General features: G+C 68.9%; 20 protein-coding genes and 2 pseudogenes. 20 read left to right on the forward strand and 2 right to left on the reverse strand.

The genetic code is table 11. From position 1 onward, the window contains the following. The first annotated feature begins 367 nt into the window (after positions 1-367). The 5 genes from yajC (at position 368) to ACWIGI_RS14525 (ending at position 6,181) form a co-directional block, all read left to right on the forward strand. A complete protein-coding gene (yajC, locus tag ACWIGI_RS14505; protein WP_454202863.1) occupies positions 368-787 on the forward strand; it encodes a preprotein translocase subunit YajC in 420 nt (139 codons plus the stop codon). 95 nt (positions 788-882) lie between these two features. Beyond that, positions 883-2,628: a protein translocase subunit SecD gene (gene secD / locus ACWIGI_RS14510; RefSeq protein WP_454202864.1), complete on the forward strand. Its 1,746-nt coding sequence runs from the start codon at positions 883-885 to the stop codon at positions 2,626-2,628. Positions 2,629-2,630: 2 nt separating this feature from the next. Continuing rightward, entirely contained in the window at positions 2,631-3,836 is a 1,206-nt protein-coding gene (gene secF / locus ACWIGI_RS14515; protein WP_454202865.1) for a protein translocase subunit SecF, read from the forward strand. Between the two features lie 19 nt (positions 3,837-3,855). Further along, complete coding sequence (locus ACWIGI_RS14520; RefSeq protein ID WP_454202866.1) at positions 3,856-5,574, forward strand: ABC transporter substrate-binding protein; 1,719 nt, start codon at positions 3,856-3,858, stop codon at positions 5,572-5,574. Positions 5,575-5,623: 49 nt separating this feature from the next. Further along, entirely contained in the window at positions 5,624-6,181 is a 558-nt protein-coding gene (locus ACWIGI_RS14525; RefSeq protein WP_454203133.1) for an adenine phosphoribosyltransferase, read from the forward strand. Positions 6,182-6,266: 85 nt separating this feature from the next. Here the strand turns inward: ACWIGI_RS14525 and ACWIGI_RS14530 are convergent, their stop codons facing one another. Beyond that, positions 6,267-6,554, reverse strand: a complete 288-nt coding sequence (locus tag ACWIGI_RS14530) for a hypothetical protein (RefSeq protein ID WP_454202867.1) — start codon at positions 6,552-6,554, stop codon at positions 6,267-6,269. 808 nt (positions 6,555-7,362) lie between these two features. On the opposite strand from ACWIGI_RS14530, the pseudogene ACWIGI_RS14535 reads away from it, so the two are divergent. The 7 genes and pseudogenes from ACWIGI_RS14535 to ppnP all read left to right on the forward strand — a co-directional run. Next, positions 7,363-8,085 (forward strand): annotated as a pseudogene (locus ACWIGI_RS14535) (peptidoglycan DD-metalloendopeptidase family protein); the annotation flags it as partial. Between the two features lie 297 nt (positions 8,086-8,382). Continuing rightward, positions 8,383-8,655, forward strand: a pseudogene (locus ACWIGI_RS14540) (C40 family peptidase); the annotation flags it as partial. A 197-nt stretch (positions 8,656-8,852) separates the two neighbouring features. Then, complete coding sequence (locus tag ACWIGI_RS14545) at positions 8,853-10,448, forward strand: ABC-F family ATP-binding cassette domain-containing protein (RefSeq protein WP_454202868.1); 1,596 nt, start codon at positions 8,853-8,855, stop codon at positions 10,446-10,448. A 294-nt stretch (positions 10,449-10,742) separates the two neighbouring features. After that, on the forward strand, positions 10,743-13,097 hold the full coding sequence (locus ACWIGI_RS14550; RefSeq protein WP_454202869.1) for a RelA/SpoT family protein: 2,355 nt from the start codon (positions 10,743-10,745) through the stop codon (positions 13,095-13,097). Between the two features lie 183 nt (positions 13,098-13,280). Next, entirely contained in the window at positions 13,281-13,919 is a 639-nt protein-coding gene (locus ACWIGI_RS14555) for a pyridoxamine 5'-phosphate oxidase family protein (protein WP_454202870.1), read from the forward strand. Positions 13,920-14,123: 204 nt separating this feature from the next. Then, a complete protein-coding gene (locus ACWIGI_RS14560; RefSeq protein WP_454202871.1) occupies positions 14,124-14,651 on the forward strand; it encodes a hemerythrin domain-containing protein in 528 nt (175 codons plus the stop codon). A gap of 35 nt (positions 14,652-14,686) precedes the next feature. Beyond that, the gene (ppnP, locus tag ACWIGI_RS14565; protein WP_454202872.1) at positions 14,687-14,998 is read left to right on the forward strand and encodes a pyrimidine/purine nucleoside phosphorylase; all 312 of its coding nucleotides are present in this window, start codon (positions 14,687-14,689) and stop codon (positions 14,996-14,998) included. Between the two features lie 73 nt (positions 14,999-15,071). Here ppnP and ACWIGI_RS14570 read toward each other — a convergent pair whose 3' ends face one another. Then, entirely contained in the window at positions 15,072-15,833 is a 762-nt protein-coding gene (locus ACWIGI_RS14570) for a 3-hydroxyacyl-CoA dehydrogenase (RefSeq protein WP_454202873.1), read from the reverse strand. A 331-nt stretch (positions 15,834-16,164) separates the two neighbouring features. Between ACWIGI_RS14570 and ACWIGI_RS14575 the strand changes: the two genes are divergently transcribed. The 8 genes from ACWIGI_RS14575 to ACWIGI_RS14610 all read left to right on the forward strand — a co-directional run bounded on the left by ACWIGI_RS14575 (position 16,165) and on the right by ACWIGI_RS14610 (position 22,952). Then, positions 16,165-16,794 carry a hypothetical protein gene (locus ACWIGI_RS14575; RefSeq protein WP_454202874.1) on the forward strand — a complete coding sequence of 210 codons (630 nt, stop codon included), beginning with the start codon at positions 16,165-16,167 and terminating at the stop codon, positions 16,792-16,794. 17 nt (positions 16,795-16,811) lie between these two features. Beyond that, complete coding sequence (locus ACWIGI_RS14580; protein ID WP_454202875.1) at positions 16,812-17,687, forward strand: MinD/ParA family ATP-binding protein; 876 nt, start codon at positions 16,812-16,814, stop codon at positions 17,685-17,687. Continuing rightward, a complete protein-coding gene (locus tag ACWIGI_RS14585) occupies positions 17,684-18,349 on the forward strand; it encodes a hypothetical protein (RefSeq protein ID WP_454202876.1) in 666 nt (221 codons plus the stop codon). The genes ACWIGI_RS14580 and ACWIGI_RS14585 overlap by 4 nt, the downstream gene beginning before the upstream one ends. 160 nt (positions 18,350-18,509) lie before the next feature. Next, positions 18,510-18,800 (forward strand): hypothetical protein, encoded by a 291-nt coding sequence (locus ACWIGI_RS14590; protein ID WP_354986899.1) that lies wholly within the window; start codon positions 18,510-18,512, stop codon positions 18,798-18,800. Between the two features lie 11 nt (positions 18,801-18,811). Then, positions 18,812-19,063, forward strand: coding sequence for a hypothetical protein (locus tag ACWIGI_RS14595; RefSeq protein ID WP_454202877.1), 252 nt, complete (start codon positions 18,812-18,814; stop codon positions 19,061-19,063). 53 nt (positions 19,064-19,116) lie between these two features. Beyond that, on the forward strand, positions 19,117-19,941 hold the full coding sequence (locus tag ACWIGI_RS14600; protein ID WP_454202878.1) for a hypothetical protein: 825 nt from the start codon (positions 19,117-19,119) through the stop codon (positions 19,939-19,941). Positions 19,942-19,992: 51 nt separating this feature from the next. Next, a complete protein-coding gene (locus ACWIGI_RS14605; RefSeq protein WP_454202879.1) occupies positions 19,993-21,465 on the forward strand; it encodes a hypothetical protein in 1,473 nt (490 codons plus the stop codon). Next, a complete protein-coding gene (locus ACWIGI_RS14610) occupies positions 21,462-22,952 on the forward strand; it encodes an SCO6880 family protein (protein ID WP_454202880.1) in 1,491 nt (496 codons plus the stop codon). The genes ACWIGI_RS14605 and ACWIGI_RS14610 overlap by 4 nt, the downstream gene beginning before the upstream one ends. Positions 22,953-23,881: the final 929 nt, after the last annotated feature.

Genomic DNA, 23,881 nt, shown 5'->3' on the forward strand with positions numbered 1-23,881 from the left:
ACGCCACCCACCCCCCCCCCCCCCCCCGGCCCCGGGCCCCCGGCCCCGGGCCCCTCCCCACCCCCCCCCCGCGGCCGCGGCCCCCCCCACCCCGCCCGCGGCCGTGTCCGGCATATCCGGGGCACACGCAGGCGAATGGTCCCGCGGCACGGTCCGCGGTCCGGCGTCCGCGCGGTCCGGCGGCGCGCCCGCGTCCGGCCCGGCGGCGGCGTGCCGGACGATCCCGACCGCCCGGCACGGGAATCGCCGCGCACCGGGGCGCGCGACGAACAGATAGAGCAGGTCGGCGCGCCCTACTCGGCGGATAGCTGGCAGACTGTGTGGGCAACGACCCATTCGACCACCTGACTAGGGGCTGACTTCGACGATGGACCTTCTGCTGCCACTGCTTCTGGTTGCTCTGCTCATCCCGATGTTCCTCGGCGTTCGCCGACAGAAGCGGGAAATGGCCAAGGTCACCGAGATGCAGGACAACCTGAAGGTCGGCGACGGGGTGATCACCACCTCCGGGCTGTACGGCACCGTGGTCGACGTCGATGACACCACCGTCGATCTCGAGATCGCCGAAGACGTCGTGACCACCTGGTCGCGCGCCGCGATCCGCGAGGTCCGCGCCGAGGAGACCACCGACGGCGACTCGGCCGAGACGGATTCGGCTGTTGCCGCCACCCCGGCCGAGGCCGACGCCGTCGAGGCCGCCGCCGTCGAGACCACCGGGGAACCCGGTTCCGTGCTCGGCGACCGGCCCGAGACGGCCGACGAGAACCCGAAGCTGACCAAGGACTGACACGACCCCGCGCCGTCGGCCGCCGCATCCCGGCGACCGGCGGCGCTGCGGTGTGCCCGCTCGTTCCACCACCATCCGCCTAGGAGATAACTGCTGTGCCACCTTCCCAGGGAACGGCGCATCCCATGCGCCTGCTCGGCGTGTACGCCGCACTGGTGGCCGTGATGTTTGGCCTGGTGTTCTTCACCGGTGACAAGTCCGCGACCCCCAAGCTCGGCATCGACCTGCAGGGCGGTACCCGCGTCACGCTGACGCCGCGTACCCCCGACGGCGGCAAGCCGAGCAAGGAGAGCCTGCAGAAGGCGCAGGACATCATCGAGCAGCGCGTCAACGGCCTGGGCGTCTCGGGATCCGAGGTCGTCATCGAGGGTGACAACCTGGTCATCACGGTCCCGGGCGAGGACGGCGCGCAGGCTCGCACGCTGGCCACCACCGCCAAGCTCTACGTCCGCCCGGTGATCGGCCAGCCGATTCCGCCGCAGGTGAAGAACGGCCAGCCGGTCAATCCGCAGCAGCCGCAACAACCCCAGCCCGCCCCGGCGCCGGAATCGGCCGCCCCGGGTGCGCCCACCACGGCCGACGCGCCGACCACGCCGGAGACCGCCCCCACCACGGGTGAGGCTCCCGCACAACAGAACCGGGTGTTCCCCGCCCAGGCGCCGACCACCGACGCGCCCGCGCCGACCACCGACGCACCGGCTCCCGCGCCCGCACCGGCGTCGCCGCAGCAGGCGCAGAAGGAAATCGCAGAGGCCAAGGCGCTGCGCCAGAGCACCGATCCGACGATTCAGCAGACCGCCATGCTCACCATGGACTGCACCAAGCCGGATCCGCTGCAGGGCAACGACGATCCCAACTTGCCGCTGGTCGCCTGCAGCGCCGACGGGACCGAGGTCTACCTCCTGGACAAGAGCCGGCTCGACGGCCAGGAGATCAAAGACGCGCGCGGCCAGTTCAACGCGCAGGAGTCCAAGTGGACCGTGGACGTGGAGTTCAAGTCCGGCGGCGCGGACACCTGGGGCAAGCTGACCACGGAGTTCTACCAGAAGCAGCTGGCCTTCGTGCTCGACACCGAGGTCGTGAGCGCCCCGCAGGTGCAGGCCGCGGGCCAGTACACCGGTAGCACCTCCATCTCGGGCACCGGCATCAACAAGACCACCGCGACCGAACTCGGCAACACCCTCAAGTACGGCTCGCTGCCGCTGTCGTTCTCGACCTCCGAGGCCGAAACCGTCTCGGCGACACTGGGTCTGTCCTCGCTGCGCGCGGGTCTGATCGCGGGCGCCATCGGCCTCGTCGCGGTGCTGCTGTACTGCCTGCTCTACTACCGCATGCTCGGCTTCCTGGCCGGTTTCTCGCTGCTCGCGGCGGGCGTGGCGGTGTATTTGATCATCGTGCTGCTGGGCAGGTCCGTCGGCTTCACGCTCGACCTGGCCGGTATCGCCGGTCTGATCATCGGTATCGGTATGACGGCCGACTCGTTCGTCGTGTTCTTCGAACGAATAAAGGACGAGATGCGCGAGGGCCGAAGTTTCCGGTCCGCGGTGCCCAAGGGCTGGGCGCGCGCGCAGCGCACCAACCTCTCGGGTAAGACGGTCAGCCTCATCGCTTCGGCGGTGCTGTACTGGCTCGCCGCCGGACAGGTGAAGGGCTTCGCGTTCACCCTCGGCATCACCACCGTGCTCGATGTCATCGTGCTGTACCTGGTCACCGCGCCGCTCATGATGATGGCCTCGAAGTCGCCGTTCTGGGCCAAACCCTCGGTGAACGGCCTCGGCGCCGTCGCTCAGATTGCCCGGGAACGCAAGGCGGCCGCCGGCGTCCTGGTGAAGGAGGCGTGACCATGCGCAAGACCAGTCCCGTTCTGGACGTCGACTCCGAACTCGATTACGAGGCGGCGTCCCCGCAGCACGGATTCCTCGAACGGCTCTACACCGGTACCGGCGGCTTCGAGATCGTCGGCCGGCGCAAGTTCTTCTACGGTCTGGCCGCGGTGTTCCTGGTGATCGCCCTGGCGAGCATCGGCATCAAGGGCTTCACGCTCGGCATCGACTTCGCGGGTGGCTCGCGCATCCAGATGCCCGCCGCCGAATCGGTGACCACCGAACGCGTCGAGCAGGTGTACACCGACACGCTCGGCCACGAACCGGTGACGGTGCAGAAGGTGGGCTCGGGAGCGACCTCGGCGATGCAGATCCGGTCCGAGACGCTGGACCTGGCGCAGACCGAGCAGTTGCAGGCCGCGTTGTTCCAGGCGTTCCAGCCGAAGAACTCCAGTGGCCAGCCCGATATCAACGCGATCAGCATCGCCGAGATCAGCGAGACCTGGGGCGGCCAGGTCACCGAGAAGGCGCTGTGGGCGCTGCTGGTGTTCGTCCTGCTGACCATGCTCTACATCGCCTTCCGCTTCGAACGCGACATGTCGTTCGCGGCGATCGGCTCGCTGTTCTTCAACCTCATCGTCACCGCGGGCATCTACTCGCTCGTCGGTTTCGAGGTGACGCCGGCCGCGGTCATCGGCCTGCTCACCATCCTCGGCTTCGTGCTCTACGACAACGTCGTGGTGTTCGACAAGGTCGAGGAGAACACCCGCGGCGTCTTGCACCTGACCAAACACACGTACGCGGAGAAGGCGAACCTGGCCGCCAACCAGACGCTCATGCGCTCGATCAACACCACGATCATCGGCATCCTGCCGATCATCGGCATGCTGGTCGTCGCGGTGTGGCTGCTGGGCGTCGGCACCCTGAAGGATCTGGCCCTGGTGCAGCTCGTCGGCATGATCGTCGGCGCGTACTCCTCGATCTTCTTCGCGGTGCCGCTGCTGGTCAGCATCAAGGAACGCTGGGGCCCGGTGGCCGCGCACACCAAGAAGGTGGCAGCCAGGCGTGCCGGCGGCAATGCGGCGGACGTGCACGCGGCCGCGACGCAGCGGGCGGGCGCGGCGAGTCGCGCCGGCGGGCGGGAAGGCTCCGCGCCGCGTCCCCGGGGCGAGGCCCCGCGCCCGGGAACTCGACCGAGCGGAAAACGACACAAGAGAAGGCCATAGGCGCAGGGGGTTGCGGACGGTGCGACAGAACAGGATTCGACGTGGCGCCGCCGTGGCCGTCGCGGGTGTGCTCGCCGTCGGTGCGCTGACGGCGTGTGGTGGCAAGAACCAGGTTCCCTCCATCGGGTACGGCGTCGACACCGTGCTGGCCAGCTACAACGGCGGCAGCACGGCGGGCGCCAACGGTGGTGCGGCCGCGGTGTTCGGACGCGTGATCACCGGGTTCTTCTACACCGGCCCCGACGGGCAGCCGGTAGCCGATACCGACACCGGTACCGCCAAAGAGGTGCCGGGCGAGACGCAGACCATTCAGTACCGGCTCAATCCGGACGGGGTGTACTCCGACGGCGCGCCGACCTCCTGTGACGATCTCGTCATGGCGTGGGCGGCGCGCAGCGGGCGCTTCACCAAACCCGGTGCGGGCGGGCAGATTCCGGCGTTCGACGCGGCGAGCACCGCCGGCTACGACGAGATCGAGCGGGTGGACTGCCAGCCCGGATCCAAGGACGCCACCGTGGTGTTCCGGCCGGGACGGCACTACACGCCGTGGAAGACGCTGTTCAACGCCGGTGAGCTGATGCCCGCGCACGTCGTGGCCAAGGCCGTCGGGGTGCCCAACGTGGTCGCCCCGATCCAGGGCAACGACCAGGGCGCGGTCGAGCGCATCGCGGACTTCTGGAACAACGGCTGGACGCTGACGCCGGGCAAGGTGGATCTCACCGTGCTGCCGTCGTCGGGTCCGTACCGGATCGAATCCTTCAGTGAGAAGGACGGTCTGGTGCTGGTCCAGAACGAGCGCTGGTGGGGCAACGCCGCGCGGACGCCCCGCATCGTGGTGTGGGACAAGAACACCGACCTGAAGGGCAAGCTCGAGGCCAAGTCGATCGGCGTGCTCGATATCGGCGCCGGCGCGTTCGGCGACGCGAGCCTGGACGGGCTGGCCGCGGAGAATGTGCCCGGTCGCGGTGTGGAGCAGCTGGTGCTGAGCACCGGCGGGGTGCTCAGCAACGTCAACGCCCGGCGGGCGCTGGCACTGTGCACGCCCCGGCAGGAGCTGTTCGATCAGCTCGGGCACCCGGGTTTCGACACCCCGGCGACCGGACTCGGTGCGGGACCGCTGAACTCGCGGACCGTGCAGCAGGACACGCTCTACTACGGCGCGGTGACCGGCGCCGCCGACAAGTACAAGAACGTCGACGTCGCCGGGGCCAAGAAGGCGCTCGAGAACGCCGGGGTGCAGAACCCGACCGTCCGCATCGGCTACGTCCAGCCGGACGAGCGGCGGGCCGCCACCATCGCCAAGATCGCCGAATCCTGCCGTCCGGCGGGCATTTCGGTGGTCGACGCCGGCGCGGCCGACTTCGCGGCGGTCCAGCTCGCCGAGGGCAAGGTGGACGCCGTCCTCGGCGGCACCGCGTCCTTCCCCGGTCCCTCGGGGGCGAGCGTGACGACCGACGCGACGGCCTCGCTGCGCACCGGTCAGGGGCTGAATTTCGGGCGGTTCGGCAATGGCCGTTACGATGCCATCGCGGATCAGCTTGCGGCGGAGGACAACTCGACGACCGTGCTGAACCTCATGACGGAGCAGGAGAACCTGCTCTGGAGTGAGATGCCTTCGATTCCGCTGTTCGCCGAACCGCGAACCATCGCGTTCGGCGACGGCATGAAGAACGGAATCGTGAGCCCGACCCGGGCGGGAGCGGGCTGGAATATGGATCGCTGGGTGCTCGAGCGGTGAGGGCCTCGGGAGATGAGCGTGTGAGGAGCGGGTGTTGAGCAAGCACGAGATGGTCGATACGGCGGAGGTCGCGACCGAGCGCACCGGACGGGCGAACGCGGCGGTGGAGCGGCTGACCCGCTGGCACGACGACTTTCCGACCCCGGGGGTCCGGTTCGCCGATCTGACCCCGGTGTTCGCCGATGCCGAGGGCTTCCGCTCGGTGCTGGACTGCTTCGCGGCCTGCGCGCCGGACGCCGATCTGGTGGCCGGGGTGGACGCGCGCGGGTTCCTGCTCGGCGCGGGCGTCGCCGCGGTGCTCGGCACCGGCGTGGTGGCGGTGCGCAAGGCGGGCAAGCTGCCGCCGCCGGTGCACACCCGGTCCTACACCCTCGAATACGGTTCGGCCGCACTGGAAATCCCGGCGGACGGCATCGAACTGCAGGGCCGCAAGATCCTGCTGCTCGACGACGTGCTCGCCACCGGCGGCACCCTGGCCGCGGCCGCGGAGCTGTTCCGCGCGGCGGGGGCCGAGGTGGTCGCGGCGGCCGTCGTGCTCGAGCTGGAATTCCTGGGTGGACGCGCCAAGCAGGGCGACTACCCGCTCACCTCGATCGTGCAGCGCTGAGCGCGCGACGCGAGCGGGCGCGCTGACAACACGTTTCGGAAGCGGCGGATGGCGACGGTGACGTCGCTGCCCGCCGCTTTCGGCGTCACCGGGCGATCACCCGGGCGACGAATCCACTGACGACCAGCCAGAAGATCGCTGCGAGACCGTAATTCAGGACGACGTCCAGGTCGGGGTTTCCGGTGGTGAACAGGCCCGGGAAGAACAGGGCCAGGGGCTCGGCCAAGGACTTGATGAATTGGAAGAACCGATTGGTCTGATCGGCGTCCAACACCAGCAGCAAGATATACAGGCCCTCGACGAGGGCGAACAGTGCACCGACCGTTGCGATGATGCGCGCGGCGGTGGCCTCATTGCGGGCGACGTACGGCATTACCGAGGGATGCCCGTTGTGTGCGGGTTGAAACCGTGTCGCGGGTCCGTGAAAAGGCGTGTCCGCCATGACATGATGTCCCGGTGATGACCACGTCGTCGGGGAGCGCTGGGGCGTGAACGCCAAGTTCGTCGTCGGAAGTGTGGTCGGCATAGCGTTGTCGATGGTCACGCTCGTATTGGTGATCATCCTGCCGTCGACCGAGGAGAACTGCGCCCCGGGTTCCCCGCTCATTCCGGCGGCCACCACCGCGCGCACCGAACCCGATTGCCCGAGTACGGGTTCCCCCGCCGAAGCGGGTTTGCAGGACGGCGCGCTGCGCGTGTTGCGGTGCACGGTGGCGCGTTTCGGCAGTCTCGAGATGCGCGGGGTGATCGCGGACGACGCCTACCCCGATCATCGCGCGGGCCGCGCGGTGGAGTTCATCGTCGGAACCGACCAGGCCAAGGGCGATTCCATCGTGGCGTTCCTGCAGGAGAACGCCGCCACGTTCCGCGTGGACTACGTCATCTGGAAGCAGCGCAGCTGGACCCCGACGGCCGCCTCGGGCACGCAGTGGACGGCCATGCCCGATCGCGGCGACGCGGTGCGCAACCACCTGGACCGCGTGCAGGTGACCATCAAGGCGGCCGCCGCGACCTCCACCGCGGTGCAGACCCCGGAGGTCTCGCTGGCCGCCATGCCGGGCACCGTCAACGAGGCCGGACGGCTCTCCGGCGCGGGCCGCCGTCAATACCCCTTGGCGGCAGGCACTTTCACCGTGTCCGACACCTACGGCTCGCGCGGCGGGGATCACCTCGGCGTCGACATGGCCGCCGCCAACGGGACCCCGATCTACGCCGCCGCCGACGGCCTCGTGGTCGCCTCCGGCCCGGCGTCGGGTTTCGGGAACTGGATCGTCATCGACTCCCTCGACGAGAGCGGGCGGCGGTACTCCACGGTCTACGGGCACATGTACGCCTCGGGCCTGTTCGTGCGCACCGGCGACATCGTCACCATGGGCCAGCACATCGGCGCGGTCGGCTCCGACGGCCAATCCTCGGGCCCGCACCTGCATTTCGAGGTGGTGCCCGGCGGGCGGCTCACCGGCGGCAGCCAGGTCGACCCCATGCCGTGGCTGTCGGGTTCGGCGCTGCCGGACGCGAGTGCGAGTTCGCCCAACTGCGAGAACGGATTCGGCACGGCCGGAGGCAATCTCGCCGGCGGCAAGGTGCCCGCCGAACTGGAGATCTGGTATCGGCGCGCGGGCTCGCTGTGCCCGCAGATCAGCTCCTCGCTGCTGGCCGCGCAGGGGCAGGCCGAATCCGGCTTCCGGCGCGGGCTCACCTCGCCCGCGGGTGCGATCGGACTGGCCCAGTTCCTGCCGAGCACCGCGACCTCCCTGGCCCCCGACGGACAGCCCTACGTGATCGACGCCGACGGCAACGGTCAAGCCAGTCCCTGGGACGACGGCGACGCCATCATCGGCCAGGGCCGGTACATGTGCACGATCGCGGGCAAGGTGCAGGGCTGGCTCGAGCAGGGCAAGGTGACCGGCGATCTCACGGCGCTGACCGTGGCCGCCTACAACGCCGGCGAGGGCGCGGTGCTGGCCTCGGGCGGCATGCCCAACCAGGTACCCGGGCACTTCAGCGAGACCCGCCCGTACGTGGCGCGCATCCTGGCCGCGGAGGCCGGGTTCCGCAGCATGGGCAGCACCGGGCGCTTCGTCCCCGACGCCGCCGCGGACCTCGGCCCGCAGATCGCCTCGGCGGGGCACGAATGGATCGGCACCCCTTACGTTTTCGGCGGGGGCGGTACCCAGGGCCCGACCGAGGGCGGCTTCGACGAACCCGGTCTCACCGCGGCCGCGGTGTTCGCCGCCAGCGGGGGCACGATCCAGCTGCCGAACACGGCCGAGCAGCAGTGGGAGATCGGGGTCGAGGTGGCGTTGCTCGAGGCCCAGCCCGGTGATCTGGTGTTCGGGAACTGGGGGACACGCGGACCCTCGAGCGTCGGGATCTACCTCGGCAGCGGCAAGATGCTGCACGCCGAACCCGGCGGGAAGGTGGCCGAGGTCCCGCTGCTCAACGGCATGAAAGCGCGTCGCATCGGGCAGTGAGGACGGGAGCCGGATCCGATCCTGAGATCCGGCTCACGGAATTTGCCACTTGCACACCGGCATCGGGACTGGTTACCTTTGTAAACGTTCCATTCCCTCCCGATCGGAGACCTTACGTTGATCTTCTGAGGTAACGCAGCCCATGGCCCGCGCTCTCGAGCGCCGCCTTCACTCGCGCTTACCTTCCAGGAGTCCGTATGTCACTACCTGTCATTTCCATTTCCGATCTGAGCTTCGTCTGGCCGGATGGGACCCCCGTTTTCGACGGTCTCAACGCGCTGCTCGGGCCCGGTCACGTCGGCGTGGTCGGGAGCAACGGCGCCGGTAAATCCACGCTTTTCCGGTTGATCACCGGTGCACTGCTGCCCGCTCGCGGGTCGATCACCGTGCCGGGGCGGCTGGGCTATCTGCGCCAGGATCTCGGCCTGTCGGCCGGGCAGCGGGTGGACGAGGTGCTCGGTATCGCGCCGACGCGAAAGGCGTTGCATCGCATCGAGTCCGGGAACGGAACCGACGCCGACTTCGAGGCGGTCGGGACGGCCTGGGATATCGAGGAACATGCCATCGCCCTGCTCGGCCGACTCGGATTGCACTATGTCGCAAGCGATATCGGTCAGCTCGATCGCCGGCTGGACACCCTGTCCGGCGGAGAGACCGTGTTGCTGGGCCTGGTAGCCGAACTGTTGCGGGAGCCCGATGTGCTGCTGCTGGACGAACCCACCAACAACCTCGATCGGGTGGCGCGCGAACGCCTGTACGAGGTCGTGGGGCAGTTCCAGGGCACCGTGCTCACCGTCAGTCACGACCGCGAGCTGCTCGACCGGGTCACGACCGTGGCCGAGCTGCGACAGGGCGAAATCCGTTTGTTCGGCGGCAATTTCGGCGACTACGAGCGGATCGTCGAGGCCGAGCAGGAGGCCGCGCGAGCGGCCATCCGCGATGCCAAGGGCGATGTGCGCAAGCAGGCGCGCGAGCTGGTGGACACGCGGATCAAGCTCGACCGGCGGCTGCGAACCGGAGCCAAGGCCGAGCGGGAGAAGCGGGTGCCGAAGATCGTCGCACACAACCGCAAACGCGAGGCGCAGGTCTCGGCGGGCAAACTGCGCACCGAGCACATCGGCAAGCTCGCCGACGCCAAGGACGTGCTGACCGAGGCGGAGGAGCGGTTGCGCGACGACCGCGAGATCCGTGTCGAGCTGCCCGGCACCCGGCTGTACCCGGGGCAGGATGTGATCGAACTGCGAGATGTGGCGCTGGCGAACGGCCCCGTCGTGACGCTGACGATCACCGGACCCGAGCGGATCGCGCTCACCGGACGCAACGGTGCGGGCAAAACCACACTGCTGCATCGGATCTGCGCGGAATCGCCCACGGTGCCCTGGCGGATGCTGCCGCAGCGGCTGGACGTGTTCGACGAGACGCTCACGGTCTTCGAGAACGTGGCCGCGGCAGCGCCGCACGCCTCGGCGGAACAGATTCGAGCCCAGCTGGCTCGCTTCCTGTTTCGCGGCGGCGACGCCGACGTCCTCGCCGCCGCGCTCTCGGGCGGGGAGCGACTGCGGGCCGCGCTGGCCATGCTGCTGCTGGCCGATCCGGCTCCGAAGCTGCTGCTGCTCGACGAGCCGACCAACAATCTGGATCTGCCGAGCCTGCGGCACCTCACCGAGGCGCTCGCCGGATTCCAGGGCGCGCTCGTCGTGGTGAGTCACGACGAGCGGTTCCTGGGTGAGATCGGCGTCACACGCCGGGTCGAGCTCGAGGCGTCCGGATTGACCGAATCCACGGTCGGATAGTGCCCCTGAACGCGGGTCGCGCGGATTCCGCGCGGCCCGCCGGCGGGTCCGGCGGGGCCCGGGAGAAAGGCCGCCGCGAGCGGGGGATCGACCCGAAATGGAGATCGGAGCAATCCGGACGCAATGCCGCGCCGAACACGGTGCGGATGCGAGTAAGGTTCAACGCTCCGGACGGGTCCGGGAGGGCGTGATTCGCCGTTCCGGTCTCGGAACGTTTCCAGGACTAAAGTGGGTGGTCTACGTGGTTGGACGGTCCGGTAGGTTGAGCCGATCGAGGCCGGGAGAGGTGGTGGCATGACACAGAATCTGGAGAAGGCGAACGCCGGGCAATCGGAGAACGGCGAGCCGGCCACCCCGGCGTCCGGCGCCGCGCGTCCCGCTTCCGCCGCCGTGCCCACCTCCGCCTCGCGCCGGGTGCGTGCGCGCCTGGCGCGCCGCATGACGGGCCAGCGTGGCATCGCCGCGGTGAAACCGGTGCTCGAGCCGCTCGCCACCGTGCACCGCGAGCTGTACCCGAAGGCGAATCTCGCTCTGCTGCAAAGAGCTTTCGACGTCGCGGACGAGAAGCACCAGCACCAGTTCCGTAAGTCGGGCGACCCGTACATCACCCATCCGCTCGCGGTGGCGAACATCCTCGCCGAGCTGGGAATGGACACCACCACGCTGGTCGCCGCGCTGCTGCACGACACCGTCGAGGACACCGGCTACGCGCTCGAGGACCTGACCAACGAGTTCGGCACCGAGATCGCCCACCTGGTGGACGGCGTCACCAAGCTGGACAAGGTCAACCTGGGCGCCGCCGCCGAGGCCGAGACCATCCGCAAGATGATCATCGCCATGGCGCGCGACCCGCGCGTGCTGGTGATCAAGGTCGCCGACCGGCTGCACAACATGCGCACCATGCGCTTCCTGCCGCCGGAGAAGCAGGCCAAGAAGGCGCGCGAGACGCTCGAGGTCATCGCTCCGCTGGCGCATCGCCTGGGTATGGCGACGGTCAAATGGGAGCTCGAGGACCTCGCGTTCGCCATCCTGCACCCCAAGAAATACGACGAGATCGTGCGCCTGGTCGCGGACCGCGCACCCTCACGTGACACGTACCTGGCCAAGGTTCGGGACGAGATCGTCAACACCCTCGCCGCCAGCCGCATCAGCGCCATCGTCGAGGGCAGGCCCAAGCACTACTGGTCGATCTACCAGAAGATGATCGTCAAGGGTAAGGACTTCGACGACATCCACGACCTGGTCGGCATCCGCATCCTGTGCGACGAGGTGCGTGACTGCTATGCCGCTGTGGGCGTTGTGCATTCGCTGTGGCAGCCCATGGCCGGGCGGTTCAAGGACTACATCGCCCAGCCGCGGTACGGGGTGTACCAGTCGCTGCACACCACCGTCGTCGGGCCGGACGGCAAACCCCTCGAGGTGCAGATCCGTACCCAGGACATGCACCGGACCGCGGAGTTCGGCATCGCCGCGCACTGGCGGTACAAGGAGACGAAGGGCAAGCACTCCAATGATTCGACCGAGGTCGATGACATGGCGTGGATGCGCCAGCTGCTGGACTGGCAGCGGGAGGCCGCGGACCCGGCCGAGTTCCTGGAGTCGCTGCGCTTCGACCTGAAGTCGCCGGAGATCTTCGTGTTCACGCCCAAGGGCGATGTGATCACGCTGCCGCAGAAGTCGACCCCGGTGGACTTTGCGTACGCCGTGCACACCGAGGTCGGGCACCGCTGCATCGGCGCGCGCGTCAACGGGCGGCTCGTCGCCCTCGAGCGGCAGCTGGAGAACGGTGAGGTCGTCGAGATCTTCACCTCCAAGGCGCAGAACGCCGGGCCCTCGCGGGACTGGTCGAACTTCGTGGTGTCGCCGCGGGCCAAGGCCAAGATCCGGCAGTGGTTCGCCAAGGAACGCCGTGAGGAGGCCCTCGAGGCCGGTAAGGACCAGATCTCCAAGGAGGTCCGGCGCTCGGGGCTGCCGCTGCAGCGCCTCATGAGCGCGGACGCGATGTCCTCGCTCGCGCACGAGCTGCACTACACCGACATCTCGGCGCTGTATGCCGCGGTCGGTGAGAACCAGGTGTCGGCGCATCACGTCGTGCAGCGGCTCATGGCCCAGCTGGGCGGGGTCAGCGACGTGGAGAACGAGCTCGCCGAACGGTCCACGCCGTCGACGGTGCCCGCGCGTCAGCGGCTGACCGGGGACGCGGGTGTGGAGATCCCGGGTGCGCCCGGAACCGTCTCCAAGCTCGCCAAGTGCTGCACGCCGGTGCCGGGCGACGAGATCATGGGCTTCGTGACCCGCGGCGGGGCGGTCAGCGTGCACCGCACCGACTGCACCAACGCCGATTCGCTGCGGTCCGAGCCGGAGCGGATCATCGAGGTCAAATGGGCGCCGTCGCCGTCCTCGGTGTTCCTGGTCGCGATCCAGATCGAGGCGCTCGATCGCACCCGGTTGCTGTCGGACGTGACCAAGGTGCTCGCCGACGAGAAGGTGAACATCCTGTCCGCGGCGGTCACCACTTCCGGTGACCGCGTGGCGATTTCGAAGTTCACGTTCGAGATGGGCGATCCCAAGCACCTGGGGCATCTGCTGAACGTGGTGCGCAACGTGGAGGGCGTCTACGACGTCTATCGCGTGACGTCCGCGGCCTGACAACCCGAAAGTCCCAGCGCGGCATCCCCTCTCCGGAGCGGGTGCCGCGCTGTCGTTCTGTGCCGTGGTCGCGGTGACGTCGGCGGACCGCTCGAGATTTCTCGACCGGGTCGGGAATCCGCCAGTCTATGTAACTGTTGAAGTTGATATGACTGGTTATATCGCCGCATCGGTGTCTCGATCATGACCGGGCACTACGCGCAGGTGGCGTTCACCCCCGCGGTCCGGGAGCATCAGCGCAAACACGGCAGCCTGCGCGGCTATGAACGGATGGCGGCGGTGCCCGAGGTCGCGGACGCGATCGGGCAGGACGAGGCCTGGTTCATCGGGGAGCGCGACAGCTTCTACATGTCCACGGTGAGCGAGACCGGCTGGCCCTACATCCAGCACCGGGGCGGCCCGCGCGGGTTCCTGAAGGTCCTGGACCCCCACACCCTCGCCTTCGCCGACTTCCGCGGCAACAAGCAGTACATCAGCCGCGGCAACCTGGACCACGACGACCGCGTGGCCCTGTTCCTGATGGACTACGCCGCCAAGGCCCGCATGAAGATCTTCGGCCACGCCAGAGTGGTTGAGGCCGAAGACGATCCGGCCCTGATGGCGTCCCTGACCCTCCCCGGGACGACGGTCCCGGTGGAACGGGCCGTCCTGATCGAGGTCGAGGCGTTCGACTGGAACTGCCGCCAGCACATCCCCGAGCTCTACCCCCGCGAGGAGGTCCTGGAGGCCGTCCAGTCCCTGCGCGACCGCATCACCGAACTGGAACACGAGAACGCCCGCCTCCGCGCGGACGTGACGTCCCGGAAGGTGCAGGAGGGATGAACCAGGGATCGGGCGTCGCGGTCGCGGCCGCGGCGCCGCCCGGTGGGCGGGCGGAAGTCTCCGGGGTGAGCCCGGCGCGGGCCGCCGCGTCACAGCGCTGAGGTGCCGCCCGGGAGCGTGTGCCGGGCGGACCCACCCCGTGGCAGAAAATCCTCCAGCTACCGGCCGCGCTGGCTAGGCTGCCCTCGACCGAAGGATCATGTTATGTCCCTTGATGATTCACAGCCCGTGGTGGACGCCTCCCGAGCGGAGACTCGCGGCGACCGGGCGGTCGCCTTCGGCCGCGAGCTGGTGCGTGTACACGACCGGCTGCGGGCCGATCTGCGGCGACTGACCGGCGAACTCGACTCCTACGCCGCGGGCGCGGACCGCCCCGCGGATCTACGGACCCACTGCCTGGCGTTCTGTACGGCCCTGACCGACCATCACACGGGCGAGGACGCCACGGCCTTCCCGGCCCTGGCCCGTCAGTTCCCCGAGCTGGAGCCGGTCCTGGCCGGCCTGCGCGACGACCACCGCCTGATCACCGGCATCCTGACCCGGTTGAAGGAGCTCCTGGACACCCTCACTCCCGGCAACGCCGATGCGGTGCGGGGCGAGCTGGCCGGCCTGGCGGCGATCATGGAGTCCCACTTCCGCTGGGAGGAGCGCCGCATCGTGACCGCGCTGAACGAGCTGACCGGCGGTCCGTACACCGGTGCCGAGTTGTTCGGCGTGTCCCCGGTAGGCTGACCGACCGTTGTCCGAGTTCACGACCAGGAGAGTTCATGACCGCGTTCGAGAATGTCAGTGTCACGAAGAAGGCGAACGTCTACTTCGACGGCAAGTGCGTCAGCCACAACATCGAGTTGGCCGACGGCACCAGCAAGTCGGTCGGGGTCATCCTGCCGGCCACGCTGACGTTCAACACCGGGGCGCCGGAGATCATGGAACTCATCGAGGGTGAGGCCAAGGTGACCCTCGCGGGGGAGACCGAGGCCGTGGTCTACAAGGGTGGCGAGTCCTTCTCGGTGCCGGGCAACAGCTCGTTCCGGATCGAGGTCGCCGAGCCCGTGCACTACGTGTGCCACTTCGGCTGAGCCCGAACCGCGAAAACCGCCGAGAGCTTGTGGCTCCCGGCCGGTTTCGCGTTTCAGGGGGTGACCCGCGTGACTAGCGCGGGGCCATGCGGATCGCGCCGTCCAGGCGGATGGTCTCGCCGTTCAGCATCGGGTTCTCCACGATGTGGCGCACCAGGGAGCCGTACTCGGACGGATCGCCGAGGCGAGCCGGGTGCGGCACCTGCGCGCCCAGCGCCGCGATGGCGGAATCGGGCAGGGTGGCGAAAAGGGGCGTGTGGAACAGGCCCGGGGCGATGGTCACCACGCGAATCTTGAGCGGGGCCAGGTCGCGCGCGACCGGGAGGGTCAGCCCGACGATGCCGCCCTTGGAGGCCGAATAGGCCGCTTGACCGATCTGACCGTCGAACGCCGCGACGGAAGCGGTGTTGACGATGACGCCGCGCTCGCCGTCGGCCTCTTCGGTGGCCGCGATGCGCTCGGCCGCCAGGCGGATCACGTTGAACGTGCCGATCAGATTCACGTTGATGATCTTCTTGAACGAGTCGAGCGGGAACGCGCCCTGCTTGCCGACCGTCTTGATCGCATTGCCGATTCCGGCGCAGTTCACGGCGATGCGCAGGGTGCCCAGCTGCTCGGCGGCGTCGAGCGCGGCGGTCACGTCCTCCTCGCTCGTCACGTCGCCGGGCGAGAACACCACGCGCTCACCGAGTTCGTCGGCCACAGCCTTGCCCTCGGACGAAGGAAGGTCGAGGATAACGACCTTCGCGCCCGCCGAGTGCAGTTCGCGCACAGTGGCAAGGCCGAGTCCCGAGGCGCCGCCGGTCACGACCGCGGCGATGTCTGCTGTCTTCACAAAACCTCCAAATTGCTTGTCTTGTGAATGTAGATTCTCGTGTGACGCGGGTGCCGGGCGGGTCCCCGGCGTGGTGTGCACACGGAGCCGGGGAGCCTGCTATCGCGTACGCGCGCGGATTACAAGGAGCGTCCTCGGCGCGTCGAGTCGTTGGAATTCTGTACATACGAGAGAATTTCCGATTGGGACCGTACTGCCGCAGTACAGAGATCGACCGTGGCACAAACGGGCCGTAGCTCGACACCGACGACGCCCGACGTCCGTCACGACCGATCGCCGAGAGGGTCCGACGATGCAGCACGACGCGCCCGACGCAGCGGGTACGCGCGCAATGTTGAAGTCGTACAAAAAAGTTTCGCGCTGGTACCCCAGTCTCGAGCCCGGCGCCGACGGCGCGGTGCTCACCGATGCTCAGGGCGACACCGTATTCGGCGACGAGGACGGCCCCGCGCGGTTCCCGCACTACATCAGTGACGCCGAGGCCGAACTGGTGATCCCGCCGGTGCCCGAGTCGATCCTGCGCCGCAGTCATTTCGCGGGCGCCTGGTCGGACTGGATGACCGATCGTGAAACCGCTTCGTACACACCGAAACTGCGCTACCGCGAATCCACCGTGGTGGAGTTCCCCTCCGAAAGCGGTGAATACGAGGAGCGTGAGCCCGCCGACACCGCGTCCGCGCTGCTGGACGCCGTCGCGGACGCTCCGCCCCCCACCGCGCCGCACTTCGTCCGCAGGCGGATCATCGCGGTCGCGATCCTGGTCGTTGCCATTCTGTTGCTAGCCGTAGCCGGAGGGTTAGCTCTACATACGCTCAAATCTTCCCGTGACACTTCGCAATCCGTCGGCACACTCGAAGAGGATGACCGTTCCGGTCCGAGCGCCCGCATGGCGGCGTACAACGAGATGACGGACACCTTGGTCATCGGCGACCATATCCCCGCGGGCATCCCGGCCGGATAAGAGGAGAGCTGAGACAGATGGATCAGGACTGGAGCCGTTGGCTCGACGAGGTCCCCGACGAGGGGGAGTCGTCGAGCGATCCCGCGCGTTCCAAGGCTCCGGTGGTTCGATTGCGCAAGCGCCGTGGCGATTCCGGCGAACCGGGCCCCGCGCAACGCTCGATCCTGGTGGTCGGCGGCTGCGGCGGCGCGGGCACGACGACCACCGCGCTCGGCATCGCCGGCGAGGTCGGCGCGGCGGGCGCACAGGTCGTCGCGGTGGACGCGACCCACGCCGGCAGCGATCTGGCGCTGCGGGGCGCGGACGAGCATCTCAGCCCCATCAGCCTGCAGTCGTGGCTCTACGGCCGCGGTGACGACGAACCGGCGCCGCTCAAGGAGTGCCTGTCCCGCGCCACGTCCGGAATCGGGTTGCTGTGGCGCGATCCCGAACCGCTGCGCAGGCGCGCCACCTACCTCACGGTCGCGCGCGCCATCGGCGACTCCGGATACACCCCCGTATACGACGGCGGCAATCCGATCGCCGGACGGCACCTGCGCCCGCTGCTCGAGGACGGCGATATCGCTCTGGTCCTTGCCATTCCGGCTCGCGTGGACGCCGCCAACCGGCTGCGCGTCACCCTGGAGTGGCTCGACGACCAGTTCAGCGGCCAGGGCGAGGGTCAGGGCGGTGGAATTGTGGGCGATACCACGATCGTTGTGTCCCACCAGTTGCCGGGCGTCGACTCTCGAATCGCTGACCATTTGCGGGAGCATCTGGACGGCTGGGTACGCGATATCCGTGAGATACCCTATGACCCGCACCTCGCGCGCGGGGAGTTGGTGCGGCACAGCAACCTGGCCGCCGAGACACGCCGTGCGTATCGCCGCCTGCTTGCTGGAGTGGCATCATGACCGCAGCCATGAAGGAACGTCGATCTTCCTCCGAGACCGCTATGGCGGCCGGAGTGGTGCCGCCGCCGGAGACCCGCCGCGCACCCATCTGGGACCGTCCCGTACCCGGAGCAGGTCGAGCGCCACTGGTGTGGCTGCTCGGCGTCCACGGCGGCGCGGGGGCGAGCACCCTCGCGCATGTGCTTGCGCCGGCGGCGGATTCGTACCGGCGCTGGCCGGGCGGCTTCGACCGGGAATCGCCCTTCGTCGTGCTCGTCGCCCGCGAGACCATCTCCGGACTGACCCGCGCGCACGACCTGCTGCGCCAGCACCACGCGGGCCTGGCCGGTTCGTGCGAGGTGCTCGGCCTGGTGACCGTCGCGGCGCGGCCGGGCCGAATCCCGGCCGAGATCAGGCGCTATCGCGACGTGGTCGGCTCGCTCGCGGGCGAGGTGTGGCAGGTGCAGTGGCACGAGGAGTGGACGCTCGTCGAGCCCGATCAGCTGCCGATCTGGTCGCCCGGTGACGCGGTGCCGCAGCAGCAGCGCCGGCGCAAAACCGATGCGCTGGAAGAGGTCATGCCCGACGTCCGTGAGCTCGGCGCGGGAATCGTGGCGGCCGTGCAGGACGCCCTCGATGCCCCTGCCGCCCCCCGGTCCGATCCGCCGGATGCCGGGGAGTGATCATTGTGCCGAGTGGAAAGCTTTGCGCACCAACGTTTTTATCCCCGCCCACCGGGGTGCGGGAGCGATTGTCCGAAGGAGTTGCCGGGGCCGGCCGTGCAGGAGGGCCGATCATCGGCGAGATTGTAACTAGCAGTTCGCTTTTGGAGAAGGACAGACAATGAGCATGCTCCTCGCAGTGCACGACGCCTACGGTTCCATCCTCGCCCAGGTCGGTAATCCGACCCCCGAGGCGCCGCCCGCGTCGGACAAGTTGTTGAAGCTGGTTCGGTACTTCACCTGGTTCGTTCTGTTGTCGGGAGTCTTGGGGATCACCTACGCGGGTGGTCGCTTCGCCTGGGAGAAGTGGACAGGAGGCGGTTTGGAGTCGCCGAAGATGGTGGCGGGCGCGATGATCGGCGGCATCATCGCCACCAGTGCTGGAACGATCATGAACGCAGTGATCACCTAATGTCCGCCACAGTGGCCCTGCTGGCCTACAAGCAGATGCCCGCCGACGTGTTGCGGCCGATGATGCAGTTGATCGACTGGCTGCTGTGGTGCGTACTGCTGTTATGCCTGGCCTGGATGATCCTGTCCGCGGGCAAGCTGTGGTACGCGTTCCGCGACGATCTCGCGGCGAACGACGCGACGCACGGGGTCGTGGTGAGCCTGATGGGTGCGATCATGGCGAGTTCGGCCAGTGGGATCGCGCTCGCCCTCTTGCCGACCTAAAGTTCTTAGTTAGCTCAATTGTCCAGTGACATACAGACTTTGGAGGCGCCGCAATGAGCGAGAAGGAGTCGCCCGAGCGCGACCGGATCTCGTTCGGCGTCATCGTCTCGGCGGCCGTGGTGACGTTGATCGTCATCGTCGGCGTCGTGGTCTACATCGGCCGCGACGACACCCCGTCGAGTACGAAGGCCGAGGGAACGACACCCATCGCGGGTGATGCGGGTGCGACGGGATTCGCCGCGCCCGAAGTGGATCTGTTCGGCCGCCGGGTCGACATACCCAACAATTCGGCGGGGCAGCCACTCTCCCAGGAACCGGGCAAGCAGCGCAAGCCCGCGGATAGGGACTGGCTGACCGGACTGCCGCACGGTATCACCGAACCGCACGGCTGGCAGCGGGTTTTCGGCGCTTCGGTGCCGTTCTCCACCTCCGACGGTCCGGCCCGGCTCGAAAACGGTTTGGCCGTCGGCTATTCGCACACGCCGCAGGGCGCCGTGCTGGCCGCGGCGCAGATCACCTACCGGCTCAACGCCCGTCCCGCCGACCGCGAGCTCTACGTGCGGCAGGTGCGGGTGTCGGCACAGCAGGTGGCCGCCTACGACCAGGCCCTGGCCGATCAGCGGTTACCGAAACAGCAGCCGGAGCGGGTGACCCGCTACCTGGTGGCCTCGGACGGCTTCCAGGTGGAGAACTACGCCGACGACATGGCCATCGTGCGCCTGGCCGCGCGCGGTCCCGTCGTCGACAACCGGCAATTGTGGGCGGCGGTACGCCTGATCATGGTGTGGGACGCCGGTGACTGGCGCCTCAAACCGTCGGCTTCGAAGTCCTCGCAGACTGAATACGTCGATTCCCTCGCGGGATGGACGCGGTGGTGATGAACGAATGGTGAATGAAGTGGCAACTCGACCCACGAAGGGGCGGACCACATGCTGAGGCGCATCCTGACGATCCTCGCGGTCGTGTTCACCGTCATGATCGCTACACCGACGGTGGCGTACGGACAGAACTACGGTTTCGACGAGGCGTGCAACCAGTTACACGATTCGCTCGACGGTCTCGGTATTCCCGGTCTCACCCTCGGTGACGCGGCCTCGGCCGCGTGCAAGGCCGGCAACGTCGCCACCCATCCCGTCGACGCCGCGGACACCGTCCGGGACAAGGCGTGGGACTCCACCTTCGGCAAGGTGGTCGACTCGCTCATGAGCGGTCTGGGCGAGGCGCTGATACTCGCGCTGACGTTCTGGATGAAGCTGCCCAACGAACGGGTCAGCGACGCCGGAACACTGTTCAGCAAGATAAACGACTACACGTATCAAGCGCAGATATTGCTCTTGATGGTGTCGGTGATCCTATCCGGCGCCAAACTGGCGGAAGCCAGACGAGGGGCCGCGGTCAGTGAGGCGGCCGAATCCTTCCGCATGTACGCGCGGGTCATCTTCAGTTCCTGGATGCTCGGCGCGGTGATCGTGGCGGCCACCCAGGCCTCGGACAAGTTCTCCGAGTGGGTGATTCAGGATTCCACCGACGGGCAGGCGCGCAACATCGCCGAACTCATGGTGAAAACGTCGAAACTGCAAGCGTTCTCACCCGGTCTGGTGCTGATCATCGCGATCGTCGGCCTGCTCGGCGCGCTCGCGCAGATCGTGCTCGCCATCGTGCGCCAAGGGTTGCTGATAGTCGCGGCGGGTGTGCTGCCGCTGGCGGCGGCGGCCTCGGGCACGGCGACCGGGCGCGGGTCCTATCCCAAGCTCATCAGCTGGATCATCGCGTTCATGCTCTACAAACCGGTGGCGGCGATCGTCTACATGATCGCGTTCACCACCGCGGGCAACACCGATGAGCTGACCTCCACCGCGGGGCTGCCCGACGCCGATCAGGCCCAGCGCATGCTGGTCGCGATCGTGCTGCTGTGCAGCGCGGCGTTCGTGCTGCCCGCCCTCATGCGCCTGGCCACCCCGGCCGTGGCGATCGTCGGCAGCGGTGGTTCCGGTCTGACCGCCACCACCGGCACCCTGGTCGGCGTCGCCGCCATCGGTGCGGTCGGCAGCCGGGCCGTGGGCGCGAAGGTGGCCGCCGGTCCCGGCCGGGCCGGCTTCGTCGGACCGCAGCGGGGCGGACCCCGCGGCCCCGGTGGGCCCGGCGGTCCCGGCGGCGTGGCGGGACGGCCGTTGCCGCCGCGCGGTGGCGGCGGAGGCGGTGGCGCGGCCGCGAGTCCTTCCGGTCCGGGCGGCGGTGCGGCAGTACCGTCAGGCGCGGCACGAGCAGCAGCGAACCGGGTCTCGCAGGTGCGAGCCGCGACAGCCGGGTTGAACCGGGCGGATGCGGCCGCGGGCGATCTCGCCGGTGACCGCTGGACCAACCGTTCACCCGACCTCGGCAGGAGCACCATCCCACGATGACCATGACCGACACCTACGAGCGCCGCTCGTACGGACTGTGGCAGAAGCCCCGCAGCGCAGGACTTTTCGGCCTGCGCTGGGGTGAGACCGTCGTCGGCTTCGCGGTCGTGATCGGGGCGCTGCTGACCGCGCTCATCGCGGGACCCAAACCGGCGCTGTTCGTGGCGGTCGTCGGTCTGGTCGTCATGGTTCCACTGGTGTGGCGAACCGGAGGACGCTCCGGATACGAGACGGGATTGATGATGTTCCATTGGTTGCGCGGCCGCAGTAAGGGCGAGCACGTGTATCGCGGCGGCCGGTTCTCCCGGATTCCGGGTGGCGTCACCCGGCTGCCCGGGATCATGGCGCCCTCGCGGCTGTACGAGGGCATCGACGCCGGCGGCTACAGCTTCGGCATGATTCACCTGCCGCAGTTCGGGCAGTACACGGTGGTGCTGCGCGCCTGGCCGCAGGGGCACGAGGCCGTGGATCAGCCGGTGATCGACCGGTGGGTGTCCGCGTGGGGCACCTTCCTGGCCTCACTGGGACAGACCTCCGACATCGTGGCGGTGGTGCCGGTCATCGACACCGTGCCCGAGACCGGAAACCGTTTGCTCACCGAGGTTTCCGCGATCACCCGGCCCGAGGCGCCGGATCTGGCGCAGCAGGTCATGTACGAGCTGGCGACCGAACTGCCGCAGGAGCGGGTGCAGCTGCTGCCGCGCGTGTCCATCACGTTCAAGGCGACAACCGCTGAGCGGCGCAAGAATCCGGCGGAGGAGGCGGTCGAGATCGGCCGCCGGCTGCCGGGTATCTGCGCGGCGCTGGCCGAGGCGGGCGTGCGCGCGCAGCCGATGTCGGCCGACGACGTCATCGCCTTCATCCGGCGTTCCTACGATCCGGCCTCGCAGGCCGATCTCGAGGTGGCGGCGGGCGAAGCCGGTGGGCACGGGCTGGATTGGGCCGACGCCGGGCCGGTCTCGCACGAGGAGCGGTGGGATCACTTCATCCACGACGGCGGACGTTCGGTCACCTGGGAGATGGACACCGCGCCCGAGGGCGCCGTGGACGAGCGGGTGCTGCAGCGGCTGCTCGCGCCCAATCCCGAGGTGCCGCGCAAGCGCGTGACGATCGTGTACCGGCCGCATTCGGCCGGTGACGCGGCGCAGATCGTGGACGACGACTACAAGAACGCGCTCGTGGCTCAGCAGAGCGAGCGCGGCGTGGTGTCGGCGGCGGCGACCATCCGGGTCGGCGCCACCCAGCAGGCACGGGAGGAGCAGGCGCGCGGGCACGGCGTCACGCGATTCGGTGCGCTCGTGACCATCACCGAACCGCTGCGCGGGGATCTGCCGCGCATCGAGGCCATTACCCGCGACCTGTCCACCCAGTCGCGGTTGAAGATCCGGCGCTGCTACCGCTACCAGGCGGCGGCCTTCGCAGCCTCGCTCGGCTGCGGGGTGATCCTGCCGGAGCACGCGACCATTCCGAAAGCGCTTGCGGGGTAACTGTTCATGCCACGTGATTTCGAACCACCGGTCCGGGACCGCGACGCCGCCGCTTCGGCGCGTCGCGGTTCTCGCCGCGATCAGGGGACGGCGGATCAACCCGACCGCACCCCCGCGGATCCCGACCAGTCCTGGCCCTCGGCCCGCGTGGCCCGCGATGAACACCGCCCCCGCCGCGGCACCCTCCCGGATCGCCGCATGCTCCGCCGCGATCCGGTTCCCCCGGAGACCTTCATCCACCCCTCCCCGGAGGAGACGGCGGCCGCCGAGGCCGCGACGAAAACCCCCGACCCCACTCCCGAACCCCGCCAGCCGGATTCGCCCCCGCCCGCCCGCCGCCCCGCCTACCGCTTCGATCCCGGTCGCACGACCCGCGACCCGGAAACCGAGGCGGCAGCGAGCGGGGAGGTCGGCACCGACGGCGAGTCCGCTTCGGGCGCAGGCGCTTCCACCGCCGCCGGTGGGGTGAGCGCTGCCGCTTCCGGAGTGGCGAGCGGTCCGGACGCCACCGCTGCCGGCGCCGTGACCGGTGCGGACGCCAGCGCTGCCGACACTGTGAGCGGTGCGAACGCGAGCGCTTCCCGCACCGTGAGTGGTTCCGGTGACACGGGCCCCGGTGCCTCCCGCGATGCGGCGAGTGAATCCCGTGGCGCGAGTGGTACTCCCGCTGGTGATGCGTCGGGCGCGGGCGGTTCCGACACAGCGACCGGCGCCGCCGCCGACGTGGCCCCCGGCTCCACAGCCGCTTCGGGATCCGCTCAGTCGGTGCCCGCCCGCCCGAGCCCGCCCCGCCCGGAGTCGTCCTTCCCTCGCACCCCACCCGCCCGCAACCGCGCGGGCGAACCCCCGTGGTCCCGCTCCGAGCCCGCCGACCGCCGCCGCCCGACCGCGCCCCCACAACCCAATTCGACGACTTTCGGCGCGAACCG

Source organism: Nocardia sp. NPDC055321 (assembly GCF_053645575.1).

Coding starts and splice junctions, on each gene's coding strand:
- ACWIGI_RS14610 (WP_454202880.1), top strand. CDS start 21,462: ATGACCATGACCGACACCTACGAGCGCCGCTCGTACGGACTGTGGCAG.
- ACWIGI_RS14530 (WP_454202867.1), bottom strand. CDS start 6,554: ATGCCGTACGTCGCCCGCAATGAGGCCACCGCCGCGCGCATCATCGCA.
- ACWIGI_RS14525 (WP_454203133.1), top strand. CDS start 5,624: ATGGTCGATACGGCGGAGGTCGCGACCGAGCGCACCGGACGGGCGAAC.
- ACWIGI_RS14605 (WP_454202879.1), top strand. CDS start 19,993: ATGCTGAGGCGCATCCTGACGATCCTCGCGGTCGTGTTCACCGTCATG.
- ACWIGI_RS14575 (WP_454202874.1), top strand. CDS start 16,165: ATGTTGAAGTCGTACAAAAAAGTTTCGCGCTGGTACCCCAGTCTCGAG.
- ACWIGI_RS14555 (WP_454202870.1), top strand. CDS start 13,281: ATGACCGGGCACTACGCGCAGGTGGCGTTCACCCCCGCGGTCCGGGAG.
- ACWIGI_RS14550 (WP_454202869.1), top strand. CDS start 10,743: ATGACACAGAATCTGGAGAAGGCGAACGCCGGGCAATCGGAGAACGGC.
- ACWIGI_RS14580 (WP_454202875.1), top strand. CDS start 16,812: ATGGATCAGGACTGGAGCCGTTGGCTCGACGAGGTCCCCGACGAGGGG.
- ACWIGI_RS14585 (WP_454202876.1), top strand. CDS start 17,684: ATGACCGCAGCCATGAAGGAACGTCGATCTTCCTCCGAGACCGCTATG.
- ACWIGI_RS14545 (WP_454202868.1), top strand. CDS start 8,853: ATGTCACTACCTGTCATTTCCATTTCCGATCTGAGCTTCGTCTGGCCG.
- ACWIGI_RS14560 (WP_454202871.1), top strand. CDS start 14,124: ATGTCCCTTGATGATTCACAGCCCGTGGTGGACGCCTCCCGAGCGGAG.
- yajC (WP_454202863.1), top strand. CDS start 368: ATGGACCTTCTGCTGCCACTGCTTCTGGTTGCTCTGCTCATCCCGATG.
- secF (WP_454202865.1), top strand. CDS start 2,631: ATGCGCAAGACCAGTCCCGTTCTGGACGTCGACTCCGAACTCGATTAC.
- ppnP (WP_454202872.1), top strand. CDS start 14,687: ATGACCGCGTTCGAGAATGTCAGTGTCACGAAGAAGGCGAACGTCTAC.
- ACWIGI_RS14600 (WP_454202878.1), top strand. CDS start 19,117: ATGAGCGAGAAGGAGTCGCCCGAGCGCGACCGGATCTCGTTCGGCGTC.
- ACWIGI_RS14590 (WP_354986899.1), top strand. CDS start 18,510: ATGAGCATGCTCCTCGCAGTGCACGACGCCTACGGTTCCATCCTCGCC.